Origin of the sequence: Streptomyces macrolidinus, from assembly GCF_023887685.1 — a bacterium.
GTDB classification, from domain to species: Bacteria; Actinomycetota; Actinomycetes; order Streptomycetales; family Streptomycetaceae; genus Streptomyces; species Streptomyces macrolidinus.
The window spans coordinates 76,960-90,070 of record NZ_JAMWMR010000020.1; the positions used below are offsets into that span (position 1 = coordinate 76,960).

At 71.9% G+C, this 13,111-nt stretch carries 12 protein-coding genes; 4 read left to right on the top strand and 8 right to left on the bottom strand.

Going from position 1 to position 13,111, the window contains the following annotated elements; all coding sequences use genetic code 11:
- Positions 1-3 precede the first annotated feature (3 nt).
- From NGF19_RS21270 to NGF19_RS21280, 3 genes are read right to left on the bottom strand one after another with little or no spacing between them, the layout of a single operon-like run.
- Positions 4-1,602, bottom strand: a complete 1,599-nt coding sequence (locus NGF19_RS21270; protein ID WP_252426657.1) for an acyl-CoA carboxylase subunit beta — start codon at positions 1,600-1,602, stop codon at positions 4-6.
- Positions 1,599-3,335, bottom strand: a complete 1,737-nt coding sequence (locus tag NGF19_RS21275) for an acyclic terpene utilization AtuA family protein (RefSeq protein WP_252426658.1) — start codon at positions 3,333-3,335, stop codon at positions 1,599-1,601. Before NGF19_RS21275 ends, NGF19_RS21270 begins: the two co-directional genes overlap by 4 nt.
- A 29-nt stretch (positions 3,336-3,364) precedes the next feature.
- Entirely contained in the window at positions 3,365-4,162 is a 798-nt protein-coding gene (locus NGF19_RS21280; protein WP_252426659.1) for a TIGR03084 family metal-binding protein, read from the bottom strand.
- A gap of 264 nt (positions 4,163-4,426) precedes the next feature.
- On the opposite strand from NGF19_RS21280, the gene NGF19_RS21285 reads away from it, so the two are divergent.
- Positions 4,427-5,374: an EamA family transporter gene (locus NGF19_RS21285; RefSeq protein ID WP_252426660.1), complete on the top strand. Its 948-nt coding sequence runs from the start codon at positions 4,427-4,429 to the stop codon at positions 5,372-5,374.
- Between the two features lie 3 nt (positions 5,375-5,377).
- On the opposite strand, the gene NGF19_RS21290 is transcribed toward NGF19_RS21285, so the two are convergent.
- Positions 5,378-8,236 carry an FAD-binding and (Fe-S)-binding domain-containing protein gene (locus tag NGF19_RS21290; protein ID WP_252426661.1) on the bottom strand — a complete coding sequence of 953 codons (2,859 nt, stop codon included), beginning with the start codon at positions 8,234-8,236 and terminating at the stop codon, positions 5,378-5,380.
- 139 nt (positions 8,237-8,375) lie between these two features.
- Here NGF19_RS21290 and serC point away from each other — a divergent pair, with 139 nt between their 5' ends.
- Positions 8,376-9,494: a phosphoserine transaminase gene (gene serC / locus NGF19_RS21295; protein WP_252426662.1), complete on the top strand. Its 1,119-nt coding sequence runs from the start codon at positions 8,376-8,378 to the stop codon at positions 9,492-9,494.
- 69 nt (positions 9,495-9,563) lie between these two features.
- On the opposite strand, the gene NGF19_RS21300 is transcribed toward serC, so the two are convergent.
- Both NGF19_RS21300 and NGF19_RS21305 read right to left on the bottom strand, forming a co-directional pair.
- Complete coding sequence (locus NGF19_RS21300; protein ID WP_252426663.1) at positions 9,564-9,743, bottom strand: DUF397 domain-containing protein; 180 nt, start codon at positions 9,741-9,743, stop codon at positions 9,564-9,566.
- Complete coding sequence (locus NGF19_RS21305; protein ID WP_252426664.1) at positions 9,728-10,609, bottom strand: helix-turn-helix domain-containing protein; 882 nt, start codon at positions 10,607-10,609, stop codon at positions 9,728-9,730. Before NGF19_RS21305 ends, NGF19_RS21300 begins: the two co-directional genes overlap by 16 nt.
- A 190-nt stretch (positions 10,610-10,799) precedes the next feature.
- On the opposite strand from NGF19_RS21305, the gene NGF19_RS21310 reads away from it, so the two are divergent.
- Positions 10,800-11,219 carry an ATP-binding protein gene (locus NGF19_RS21310; RefSeq protein ID WP_252426665.1) on the top strand — a complete coding sequence of 140 codons (420 nt, stop codon included), beginning with the start codon at positions 10,800-10,802 and terminating at the stop codon, positions 11,217-11,219.
- Positions 11,220-11,442: 223 nt separating this feature from the next.
- The gene (locus NGF19_RS21315; protein WP_252426666.1) at positions 11,443-12,273 is read left to right on the top strand and encodes a class I SAM-dependent methyltransferase; all 831 of its coding nucleotides are present in this window, start codon (positions 11,443-11,445) and stop codon (positions 12,271-12,273) included.
- Here the strand turns inward: NGF19_RS21315 and NGF19_RS21320 are convergent.
- Both NGF19_RS21320 and NGF19_RS21325 read right to left on the bottom strand, forming a co-directional pair.
- Complete coding sequence (locus NGF19_RS21320) at positions 12,254-12,643, bottom strand: DUF6087 family protein (protein ID WP_308288506.1); 390 nt, start codon at positions 12,641-12,643, stop codon at positions 12,254-12,256. The two genes, NGF19_RS21315 and NGF19_RS21320, sit on opposite strands and share 20 nt — an antisense overlap.
- Entirely contained in the window at positions 12,601-13,089 is a 489-nt protein-coding gene (locus tag NGF19_RS21325; RefSeq protein ID WP_252426668.1) for a hypothetical protein, read from the bottom strand. Before NGF19_RS21325 ends, NGF19_RS21320 begins: the two co-directional genes overlap by 43 nt.
- Positions 13,090-13,111: the final 22 nt, after the last annotated feature.

Consider the following 13,111-nt stretch of genomic DNA (forward strand, 5'->3'; position numbering starts at 1 on the left):
GCCTCACATCCGGAAGACGCCGAACCCACCCCGCGCGCCCTCGTAGGGCGCGGTGTGGATCGCGGACAGGCACAGGCCGAGGACGGTGCGGGTGTCGCGCGGGTCGATGACCCCGTCGTCGTACAGCCGCCCGGACAGGAACATCGGCAGGGACTCGGACTCGATCTGCTGCTCCACCATGGCGCGCAGGGCCGCGTCCGCGTCCTCGTCGTACGGCGCTCCCTTGGCCGCCGCCGACTGGCGGGCGACGATCGAGAGGACACCGGCGAGCTGCTGCGGGCCCATGACGGCCGACTTGGCGCTGGGCCAGGCGAACAGGAAGCGCGGGTCGTACGCCCGCCCGCACATGCCGTAGTGCCCGGCCCCGTACGAGGCCCCCATGAGCACGGACAGATGCGGGACCCGGCTGTTGCTGACCGCGTTGATCATCATCGCGCCGTGCTTGATGATGCCGCCCTGTTCGTACTCCCGGCCGACCATGTAGCCGGTGGTGTTGTGCAGGAACAGCAGCGGGATGTCGCGCTGGTTGGCCAACTGGATGAACTGGGCGGCCTTCTGGGACTCCTCGCTGAAGATCACGCCCCGCGCGTTCGCGAGGACCCCGATCGGATAGCCGTGCAGGGTGGCCCATCCGGTGCACAGGCTCGTCCCGTACAGCGGCTTGAACTCGTCGAAGTCGGAGGCGTCCACGATGCGGGCGATGACCTCGCGCGGGTCGAAGGGCACCTTCAGATCGCCGGGGACGATGCCGAGGAGTTCCTCCGCGTCGTACAGGGGAGGGGCCGCCGGGCCCGGATCGGCGTACGCCTTACGGTGGTTGAGGCGCGCGACCACGCGTCGCGCCTGGCGCAGGGCGTCGTGCTCGTCGGCGGCGAAGTAGTCGGCGAGACCCGACACGCGCGCGTGCATCGCGGCGCCGCCGAGGGACTCGTCGTCGCTCTCCTCGCCGGTGGCCATCTTCACCAGCGGCGGTCCGCCGAGGAAGACCTTGGCGCGCTCCTTGACCATGATCACGTGGTCGGACATACCGGGGATGTACGCGCCGCCGGCCGTCGAGTTGCCGAAGACGACCGCGACGGTGGGGATTCCGGCGGCGGACAGCCGGGTGAGGTCGCGGAAGACGGCGCCGCCCGGGACGAAGATCTCCTTCTGGGACGGCAGATCGGCGCCGCCCGACTCGACCAGGCTGATGCACGGCAGCCGGTTGGCGAGCGCGATGTCGTTGGCGCGCAGGGCCTTCTTCAGGCTCCACGGGTTGCTGGCGCCGCCCCGCACGGTGGGGTCGTTGGCGGTGATCAGGCACTCGGTGCCCTCGACCACGCCGATGCCGGTGACGAGGGAGGCGCCGACCGTGTGGTCACTGCCCCAGGCGGCGAGCGGCGACAGCTCCAGGAAGGGCGTGTCGGGGTCGAGGAGGAGTTCGACGCGCTCACGGGCGAGCAGCTTGCCGCGCGCGCGGTGCCGGGCGACGTACTTCTCGCCGCCGCCCGCCAGCGCCTTGGCGTGCTCGGCGCGGAGTTCCGAGAGCTTGGCGAGCATGGTGTCGCGGTTCGCCCGGTGGTCGGGGTCGTCGGCGTGCGCGGCCGTGGGGAGGACCGTCATGGGCGAGCCTCCTGGGGAGTGGGCAACAGGGCCTCCGGTATCTCCAGGTGCCGGGTGCGCAGCCATTCGCCGAGGCCCTTGGCCTGCGGGTCGAAGCGGTGACGGGCGGCGACGCCCTCGCCGAGCAGGCCATCCACGACGAAGTTCAGGGCGCGCAGATTCGGCAGGAGGTGGCGTACGACGGTCAGTTCGGCCGTCTCCGGGAGGAGCGCGCGGAAGCGGTCGACGGTGAGGGTGTGGGCGAGCCACCGCCAGGCCGCGTCGGTACGCACCCAGACGCCGACGTTCGCGCTGCCGCCCTTGTCCCCGCTGCGGGCCCCCGCGACGAGACCGAGGGGCGCGCGGCGCGTGGGTCCCGGGGGCAGCGGGTCGGGCAGGGGCGGTTCCGGCACATCGGCGAGTACGCGGGTGCCGTGGCCCGGTGGCACGGGGACGCGGCGTCCGTCGTGGAGAACGGCCGTGTGCGTCACGGCACCGCGGTCGACGTGGAGCGCCTCGAAGACCCCGTACGGTTCGCCCTTGCCCGGTGGGGCCATGAGCTGGAAGCCGGGGTAGCTCGCGAGCGCCAGCTCCACGGCGGCGCCGCTGAGCGAACGGCCCACGACCGCTTGGTCCTTGTCGCGGGCGACGAGCCGCAGCAGGGCGCTCGCGGTCTCCTCGGTGGACGCGTCCGGGTGGTCGGTGCGGGCCAGCTCCCAGCGCACCTCGGCGGGGCGGGACGGGGCCGCGTCCAACGCCGCCTCCATCTGGGCCCGGACGAGCGCGGCCTTGGCCTCGATGTCCAGCCCGGTCAGCACGAAGGCGACCTCGTTGCGGAAGCCGCCGAGGCGGCCGAGGCCCACCTTGAGGGTGGCGGGCGGCGCCTCGCCCCGTACGCCCTCGATCCGCACCCGGTCCGGCCCCTCCTGCGCGAGGCGGACCGTGTCCAGACGGGCGGTGACATCGGGGCCCGCGTACCGGGCACCGGCCGTCTCGTACAGGAGCTGCGCGGTGACCGTGCCGAGGTCCACGATCCCGCCCGTGCCGTCGTGCTTGGTGATCACGCTGCTGCCGTCCTCGTGGAGTTCGGCGAGCGGGAAGCCGGGGTGGATGAGCAGGCCGGGCGGGTGCTCGGTGAAGAACGCGTAGTTGCCGCCGGTCGCCTGCGCCCCGCACTCCAGGACGTGCCCGGCGACCACCGCGCCCGCCAGCCGGTCGTACTCCGTCGGGCCCCAGCCGAAGTGCGCGGCGGCGGGCCCGGTGACGAGGGCCGCGTCCGTCACCCGCCCGGTGACCACGATGTCGGCGCCCTCGCGCAGACAGACGGCGATGCCGTGGCCGCCGAGGTAGGCGTGGGCGGTGAGGGTGCCCGCGGGGGCCCGGGCGGCGAGGTCGTCGCCCTCCACATGGGCGACGCGGACGGGGATGCCCAGGCGGTCGGCCAACTCCCGTACGGCGTCGGCGAGTCCGGCTGGATCGAGACCACCCGCGTTGGTCACCACCCGCACGCCCCGCTCGTGGGCGAGACCGAGGCACTCCTCCAGTTGGGCCAGGAAGGTACGGGCGTATCCCCCGGCGGGGTGCTTGAGCCGGTCGCGGCCGAGGATGAGCATCGTCAGTTCGGCGAGGTAGTCACCGGTGAGGACGTCGAGGGGACCACCGGTGAGCATCTCCCGCAGAGCGTCGAAACGGTCGCCGTAGAAGCCGGAGGCGTTGCCGATGCGGAGGGGGGTGGGGGGTGCGTGAGGGGGCACCGGGCGGCGTCCTCGCGAGGCTCGCGGGGTCACCGTGTGGCTCCTCGCGGATCCCTCCCCGCTCCCGGTGGGCCCGCGAAGGCCTGGGCGATGTCCAGCCAGCGGTCCGCGTCCGGCCCCTCGGCCCGCAGCGCGAGGTCGGCCCGGTGGGCGCGCCGGGTGACCAGGAGACAGAAGTCGAGGGCGGGGCCGGTCACCCGCTGGGCGGCCTCCGGTGGCCCGTACGTCCAGATCTCGTGCCCCGAGGGCGCGACCAGCTCGACCCGGAACTCCTCCCCGGGCGCCTCCCAGCCCCGTATCCCGAAGGCGAAGTCACGCGCCCGTACACCGATGCGGGCCACATGCCGCAGCCGGTCGGTGGGGGTGCGCACCACACCGAGCGTGTCGGCGACGTCCAGCCCGTGCGCCCAGGTCTCCATCAGCCGCCCGGTGGCCATGGACGCGGCGGCCATGGGCGGCCCGAACCAGGGGAAGCGGCTACCCGAGGGCGCGGCGCGCAGGGCGCGGTCGAGGGCGGCACGCCCCTCCCGCCACTGCGCGAGCAGCCGGTCGGGGGGCAGCACGGCCCCCGCCTGCGCGGCCTCGTCGACCCAGGTCCCGAAGGACGCGAGCGCCTTCTCCAGCTCGGCCGCGAAGGCCTCCGGGTCGGTGACGGCCGAGACAGCGCATCGGTCCGTCCAGGCCAGGTGGGCGATCTGGTGGGCGATGGTCCAGCCCGGCGCGGGGGTGGCGCGCGCCCACCCGTTCGCGTCCAACTCAGCCACCAGGCCGTCGAGTTCCTCGCTCTCCCGGGCCAGATCGTCGATCACCAACGACACGTCGGACACGATGCGCTCCCCTCGGGGCACGGCGGTGTGCGGGGAGCATGGCAGCGGACGCGGAAACAAGCAAGCGTGCTTGCATGGACTTTCGGCCGTCGTCGGACGGGCGGTACGGGAGGGGCGGTCGCGGGCGAGGTGTCCGGAAGGCCCCCGCCCCCGGCGGCGTACGCACTCGGCCCGCACGGGCGCATCATGGGTGAGCACGCCCATCGCGTTCCGAGCGCTCTCCGAGCACACTCCGAACGCACTCCGAGCCCACTGGAAGGCCCCGTGAACACCCCCAGCACCACCCCGTCGACCCCGGCCCAGGTCGCGCCCTCCACGGCTCCCTCGCCCAGCGCAGGCGGCGGGCCGAGCCGCCTGGGTTCTCTCGGGCCCGTGGGGCTGGTGCTCGCGGGGGGCATCTCCGTGCAGTTCGGCGGGGCGCTCGCGGTGACCCTGATACCGCGGGCCGGTGCGCTCGGCGTGGTGACGCTGCGGCTCGTCGCGGCGGCCGTCGTCCTGCTCGTGGTCTGCCGCCCCCGGCTGCGCGGGCACTCGCGCGCCGACTGGGGCACGGTCGTCGCCTTCGGTATCGCCATGGGCGCGATGAACGGCCTCTTCTACGAGGCGGTGGCCCGCATCCCGCTCGGCCCCGCCGTCACCCTGGAGGTCCTCGGCCCGTTGGCCCTCTCCGTCCTCGCCTCCCGCCGCGCGGTGAACCTCCTGTGGGCGGGTCTCGCCCTGGCCGGGGTCTTCCTGCTGGGCGGCGGGGGCTTCGGCGACCTGGACCCGGTGGGCGTCGCCTGCGCGCTCGGCGCGGGCGCGATGTGGGCGACGTACATCGTCTTCAGCGCCCGTACGGGACGACGCTTCCCGCAGGCCGACGGGCTCGCGCTCGCGATGGCGGTCGCGGCCGTGCTGTCCGTACCGCTCGGCATCGCCGAATCGGGCACGAAGCTGCTCGTCCCGGCGACGATCGGCCTGGGCGCGGGGGTGGCCATGCTCTCCTCGGTCCTGCCCTACACCCTGGAACTCCTGGCCCTGCGCCGCCTCCCCGCCTCGACCTTCGCGGTCCTGATGAGCCTGGAACCCGCGATCGCCTCCACCGCGGGCTTCCTGGTCCTCGGCCAGTCCCTGACCGCACTCCAGACGCTGGCGATCGCCCTGGTCATCGCGGCGAGCATGGGGGCGGTACGGACACAGGTGGGCCGGGGGCGGGCGGGGAAGACGGCGTAACCGTCAGCAGGTCTCCTCCCCGACCCCCTCCAAGCCCTCCGCCAGGACCTCCGCCACATGCCGTGCGCGGCGGCCCGACAGTTCCTCCACCTGCGTGCGGCAGGAGAAGCCGTCCGCCAGGACCACCGCGTCTCGCGACGCCCCGCGCACGGCCGGGAGCAGGCGTTCCTCCGCGCAGGCCGTCGAGACCTCGTAGTGGCCCTTCTCGAAGCCGAAGTCGCCCGCGAGGCCGCAGCAGCCGCCGGACAGTTCGCCGGACAGGCCCGCCGCCGCGCGCAGTCGGCGGTCGGCGGCGTCATCGAGGACCGCGTGCTGGTGGCAGTGGGTCTGGCCGACCGCCGGGCGGTCCACCCGCGGGGGCGTCCAGTGCGGGGCGTGCCGTTCGAGCGCCTCGGCGAACGTCACCACCGCGGACGCCAGCCGGGCCGCGCGCGGGTCGTCGTGCAGCAGCTCCGGCAGGTCCGTACGGAGCGCGGCGGCACAGCTCGGTTCGAGGACGACCACCGGCAGCCCGGCCGCCAGCACCGGTTCCATCAGGTCGAGCGTGCGCCGCTGGACGGCTCGGGCGCGGTCGAGCTGCCCCGTGGAGATGTACGTCAGACCGCAGCAGACCCGGCCGCGACGGGCGGGCCCCCCGCCGCCGCCCGGCCGCGCCGCCCTCGGTGGCAGGACCACCCCGAGCCCCGCCGCCTCCAGCACCCGTACGGCCGCACGGCCCACGGACGGCGACAGATGCTCCGTGAAGGTGTCCGGCCACAGCACGACCCGCGAGGCGGTGTTCCCCCGCTCACGGCTGCCGGACGTCCGCCGCCACCATCGGGTGAACGTCTCCTCCGCCAGTCGCGGAAGGTCTCGTTCGGATGCGATCCCGCCCAGCCGCTTGCCGAGCGCCGCCACCGGTCCCACGGACGCGAGCGCGTTGATCACCGGCGCCGTACGCGTCCGCGCGACCGCCGCCAGCCATACCGGCAGCCACCCCATCGTGTAGTGCGCGGCCGGTCGTGGCCGCCCCGCGTAGTGGTGGTGCAGGAACTCCGCCTTGTAGGTGGCCATGTCGACGCCGACCGGGCAGTCCGTACGGCAGCCCTTGCAGGACAGGCACAGGTCGAGCGCGTCCCTGACCTCCGTCGACCGCCAGCCGTCGGTGATCACCTCGCCCGCCAGCATCTCGTGCAGCAGCCGGGCGCGCCCGCGCGTGGAGTGCTCCTCCTCGCCGGTCGCCCGGTACGAGGGGCACATCACGCCCGCGCCGGACACCGTCGTCGTACGGCACTTGGCGACGCCCACGCAGCGCCGTACCGCCGCCGAGAAGTCGCCGCCGTCCGCCGGGTAGCCGAAGGCGACGTCCACGGGTTCGCGCGGCAGCACCGCGAACCGCAGGTTCTCGTCCAGCCGGGCCGGGCGTACCAGCATCCCCGGGTTGAGCAGGCCGTCCGGGTCCCAGACGTCCTTGGCGCGCCCGAAGAGGTCGACCAGGTCCGGCCCGTACATCCGCGGCAGCAGCTCGGCCCGCGCCTGCCCGTCGCCGTGCTCCCCGGACAGCGAGCCGCCGTGGGAGACGACCAGGTCCGCGAGGTCCCGCGAGAAGCGGCGGAAGCGGGCGATGCCCGGCTCGGTCAGCAGGTCGAAGTCGATACGGACGTGGACGCAGCCGTCCCCGAAGTGCCCGTACGGCGTGCCGCGCAGCCCGTGCTCGGCGAGCAGCCCCCGGAAGTCCCGTAGGTACGCGCCCAGTCGGGCCGGGGGCACCGCGCAGTCCTCCCAGCCGGGCCACGCCTCCGTACCGTCCCGCATCCGCGTCGCCGTACCGCTCGCGTCCTCGCGCACCCGCCACAGCGCGCGCTGCCCCGCCGGGTCGGTGACCACCGCGGCGTCCGTCACGTCCGCCGCCCGGAGGATCGCCTCCGCGTGCGCGCATGCCTCCGCCGCGCTCGCGCCGCCCGCCTCCACGAACAGCCACGCCCCGCCGCGCGGCAGCCCGGCCGACGGCGGTACGAGGTCGGCGGCCATGCCCTCCACGGTCAACGGCCGGTACGGCAGCAGCCCGGCCGCCGCCTCGGCCGCGGCGCTCTCGTCGGCGTACGCCAGCACGGCGAGCGCACGGGCGCGGGGCGCCTCCACGAGGCTGACGACCGCCTCCGTGAGAACGCCCAGCGTGCCCTCCGAACCGCAGAAGGAGCGGGCCACGTCCGCGCCGTGCTCGGGCAGCAGCGCGTCCAGCGCGTACCCGGAGATACGGCGCGGGAGGGCGGGATACCCCGTACGCAGCAGCGCCAACTCTCCTTCCACCAAGGCCCGTAGCCCTTGAGGAGCCCCCTGCCAGCGGCGGCCCAGCGTCCTTGCCTCGCCCCGCGCGGTGAGCACGGACACCTCGCGCACACTGTCCGCCGTGGTCCCCCAGGCCACCGAGTGGGAGCCGCAGGCGTTGTTGCCGATCATCCCGCCCAGCGTGCAGCGGGCGTGCGTGGAGGGATCGGGGCCGAACCGCAGGCCGTACGGAGCGGCGGCCTCCTGAAGCCGGTCGAGGACCAGACCCGGCTGCACCACCGCCGTGCGCGCCTCGGGATCCAGGGCCAGGACCCGGTTCATGTACCGGGTGAAGTCGAGCACCACGCCCGTGCCCGTCGCCTGCCCGGCGATCGAGGTACCGCCGCCGCGCGCGACGACCGGCACGCCGTACGCGCGACACGCCTCCAGCGTGGCCGCCACGTCCTCCGCGTCCCGGGGGGCCACCACGCCGAGCGGCACCCGCCGGTAGTTGGACGCGTCCATGGTGTGCAACGCGCGGGCCGTGACACCGAAGTCCACGTCACCCCGCACGGCCCGGCGCAGCCGCGCCGCGAGCCCAGCCTGATCGGTCATGGCTCCAGCATGGCGGCTGACGACGAGGCAACGGCCGCGCAACCCTCGTACGTCCCCACAGTTCCACGGGGCGACGCGCGTCGTCTCATCGGACGGACACGTTCCCGTACGGTTTCGCCGAGGGGATACGCTCCGACTCGTGGCTGATATCCAGATTCCTGCTGACATCAAGCCCGCGGATGGTCGTTTCGGCGCGGGTCCCTCCAAGGTGCGGACAGAGGCGCTGAACGCCCTCGCCGCCACGGGCAGTTCCCTGCTCGGCACGTCCCACCGCCAGGCCCCGGTCAAGAACCTGGTCGGCTCGGTCCGCGAGGGTATCCGCGAGCTGTTCCAGCTCCCCGACGGCTACGAGGTCGTCCTCGGCAACGGCGGCTCCACCGCGTTCTGGGACATCGCGACCCACGGCCTGATCGAGAACAAGTCGCAGCACCTCACCTTCGGCGAGTTCTCCTCCAAGTTCGCCAAGGCCGCGAAGCTCGCCCCGTGGCTGGCCGAGCCCACCGTCATCGCCGCCGACCCCGGCACGCACCCCGAGGCCACGGCCGAGGCGGGCGCCGACGTCTACGCCTTCACGCACAATGAGACGTCGACGGGCGTGGCCATGCCCATCAAGCGGGTGCCGGGCGCCGACGAGGGCTCGCTCGTTCTGGTGGACGCCACGTCGGGCGCCGGCGGCCTGCCGGTCGACATCGCCGAGACGGACGTCTACTACTTCGCCCCGCAGAAGTCGCTCGCCTCCGACGGCGGCCTGTGGATCGGCGTGTTCTCCCCCGCCGCGATCGAGCGCGCGGAGCGCGTCCACGCGTCGGGCCGTCACATCCCGGAGTTCTTCAGCCTGCCCACGGCGATCGACAACTCCCGCAAGAACCAGACGTACAACACCCCGGCGCTCGCCACGCTGTTCCTGCTCGACGAGCAGTTGAAGTGGCTGAACGGCCAGGGCGGCCTCGCCTGGTCCGCGGCCCGCACGAAGGACTCGTCGACGCGCCTGTACACCTGGGCGGAGGAGTCCAAGTACGCGACCCCGTTCGTGACGGACCCGGCCAAGCGCTCCCAGGTCATCGGCACGATCGACTTCACGGACGAGATCGACGCCGCCGCGATCGCCAAGGCCCTGCGCGCCAACGGCATCGTGGACACGGAGCCGTACCGCAAGCTCGGCCGCAACCAGCTCCGCATCGCGATGTTCCCGGCGATCGACCCGGCGGACGTCGAGGCGCTGACGAAGTGCGTCGACTACGTGATCGAGAAGCTCTAGGGCTTCAGCTACGACGAACGAGGGGCGCCCGACGACGAATCCGCCGGGCGCCCCTCGTTGCCCTGTGGCCTACGAGAACTGGCGGAGGAATGCCTGCCAGGTCTCGCGGGAGACGGTGAGGAGGGGGCCGTTGTGCTGCTTGCTGTCGCGGACGGCTCGGCCACCGGGGGCAGTGTCGGCGACCTCGACGCAAGCGTTCTCCTGCCCCGAGTACGACGACTTCCAGAAGGGGCTTACGACCTCGACCATGGCGTGTCTTCCTTCAAGCTCCGCAGTATGCTCCGGATGAGCTTCGCACTCGCGTCCGGAGCCAACGCCGACGATCGTAGTAGGTCGTATGCATTGGCGTAAGCGGCGAGGTCCTTGGCCCCTTCAAGGACCGACGTGCCTCGAAGATTGTCCATAGCGACCGCTTGGACCGTCGGCTCCTCATCGAAGCTGAAGGAGTAGAAGCCAGAGGAGTAGCCAGCCAGGACACCCGCACTGAACGGCAGCACCTGCACAGTGACGTTCTTCCGCTGTCCGATCTCAAGGATCGCGGACAACTGCTCCTGATGAATCTCAACGTTGACCAACGGGTGTGCGACGACGGCTTCCCAGAGAATGACCGTGTACGACGCTCCACCCTCTTCGATCTTCGTCTGCCGCCCCACGCGCACCTTCACCAGCTGGTCGACCCGTTCCGGATCGATGCAGTGGGGACCACCGGCGATAACTGCCTCCGCATAGGCTGGGGTTTGCAGGAGCCCTGGCACCATGACCGGCTGCCATTCGCGGATATAGGTCGCGTCGTCCTCCAACGCGATGTGGTCGACGTAATCCGGTCGCAGGTGTTCCGCATGTTCGAGCCACCAACCCCGGTTCTTGGAGTTCTTGGCCAACTCCTCGAGCTTGGCGCGTACTTCCGGATCCGTGATGCCGTATGCATCCAACAGCAGCCGTACCTCGATGACACGTGGCGTGGCGTGTCCGCTCTCAACGCGACTGATCCTCGCTTGACTTGACGCAATCACTTCGGCGGCCTGCGGCTGGTCCAGCTTCGCGGCATGCCGATACTGCCTGAGCGCCGTACCCAGACGCCTACTGCGCACTGTCGGCCGTCCACCTGCGGGCATGTGACCTCCCCTTCTCCTTCGGCCACCTTGGCACACCAGCCGGAACTCCGGGCGTACATCACACGATTGAGTGACACCTGCGCATACATTCATCGGTTTGAGTTGTCCTGGTGTCGAATACGTCAGCAGCTTCACGGCGCCGCGGAACCGGCGCCGACCTTGACGTCCCGTCAGGAGGTACGGCACCCCCATGCCCGCAACCGAAACCTTCCGCATCCCCAAGCGCAGAGAGCACGCGCCAACGGCCCGGCAACGCATCCGCAAGGCCTTGGCAAACTGGGGAATCACCGGCGAACTCGCCGACAGCGTCGTCCTGTTGGCCAACGAACTCGTCACCAACGCCGTGACCCACTGCCGGGTCTCCTACGCCCAGGTCGAGGTCAGACTCACGCTCCAGGAGCCGGAGTTGGTCCTGGAGGTCTTGGACCCGGACCGGGACAGGCTCCCCCGAATTCACGATTCCGGCCCCGACGCGGAGAACGGTCGCGGACTGGCGCTCGTGGAGGTGCTGGCCGACGCCTGGGGCCACCGGCAGGAGCCGTACGCGAAGTGCGTATGGGCCCGGCTCACGCTCGCGGAGGGGATGGCCCGTGTTCCGGCTGGTTCATGAGGCCGTCACGCGTCTGCTCACCCGGCCGCGCACAGGCGAATCCGCAGTGAACGCCTGGGACCTCGCAGGCGAGGTACGAACGCCGGACCCGTATGTGTGGCAGCCACCCCCCGGCCGACAACTCCGTGGATACGACGCATCGTCCAGATCCGTCAGACGCCAGCATTGAACTTCACTCGCCAGGGACGACCCTCACCTCATGGCAAGCGACGAGAATGCAGGCATGACGAGCCTCGAGGTTGCTCCGGAGATCGTGAGGTACTACAGCGAAGCCACCGACGAAGCGAGCCGGTTGGTCACCACGGCGGACGGTCGCCTGGAGATGGTGCGCACGCAGGAGTTGCTGCGCCGCCACCTCCCGGCACCGCCCGCCAGGGTCCTCGATGTCGGTGGCGGCCCGGGGGTGCACGCCCGGTGGCTCACGGAGGACGGTTACCACGTCCACCTCATCGACCCCGTACCCCGTCACCTCGAACAGGCCAAGGACACCTGCGCCACGACCGAGCTGGGTGACGCCCGGCAACTGACAGCCGAAGACGCCTCGTACGACGTCGTCCTCATGCTGGGGCCGCTCTACCACCTGATCGAACGGTCCGACCGTGACCGCGCCCTCGCCGAGGCCTACCGCGTCCTCAAACCGGGCGGCTTGGTCGCGGCGGCCGGTATCAACCGGTATGCATCACTGTTCGAGCACACCGCGTACGCACACCTGCACAAGGAGCCGATGCAAAGGAGCATCGGCTCCATTCTGAGCACCCAGACCCACGACGGCAGGAAGGCGTTCACCGCCGCCTACTTCCACAGCGGGGACCAACTGCGCACCGAGGTCGCCGCGGCGGGGTTCGACGGTGCAGAGGTCTTCGGGATCGAGGGACCGGCCTGGTCGCTGCTCGCCGCTACCGAACGGCACACAGGCCAGTCACTGATCGACTCGCCGATGTTCGAGTCGGCACTGACCGCCGCACGCCTGGCCGAGCCGTACCCGGAACTGCTGGCGGCCAGCTCACACCTGCTGGCAGTCGGACACCGCCCGTTCACGCTCGCGGATCGCTGATCATCACTTCGTCCACCCACCATTGAGCCTCCACGAGGTTCCGAGCCATGCCCGCAGGCTCGTACGAAAGTCCGCTCCACTCCTCCAGCGCCCGCGGGTCGTCAGGGCGAAGGTGGCCGCCACCACCGTGGAGCGGGCGGTGACGGCGGTGAATGTCCAACGGCGGGCGGCGCCGCTTCGCATACGGCGCGAGCGGATTGTCCGGGTCGGCACGCGAAATCGCTCGGGACGGCTGGTTCGGCGGTCCGGGTCGGGAATGCTTGCCCATGGCTCGACAGGCTAAAGCCGCAACCGGCGTCGGGCGCGCCCGGGTCGGTGTGGCGGGTTTCATGGGGTGCGGGGCAGCGCTCGAACCGCCAGGCGGACGCATACCGCTGCGAGCGGAAGTTCTGCGAACAACGCCATGACCAGCGCCGTGCGCAGTTCGCTCCCGCTGGCCGCGGTCATCGTGTCGAACCAGGCGTCGACGGCGAGCAGGGCGGCCGTCGCGGCGGCGGCCGGTGCCAGTCGTCGATCCCCGCGGGTGGCCAGCAGCCCTGTGGTGATCAGACCGACCGCCTCCAGCGCGTCCAGACCCACCCAGGCGGCGGACCAGTGCGAGGCACGGAAGGTGGTCGGCAGGCTGGTGGCCAACACGACGAGCCACGGCAGCAGCGCCACCCCGCAGCCGGCCAGGACGAGACCCCGCCGTCGGCCTGGAAGGCGGTCCGGAGGTCGGCGCTGCGGGCTGGGCAGCGATCCCGTGCGCGGGCCGTGCGGCCTGCGTATGCCGCGCTCGGCGTCCGGCTCCGGGAACAGTTCGGTGATTTCCTGCATGCCCTTCAGCCTGAGCCGCACA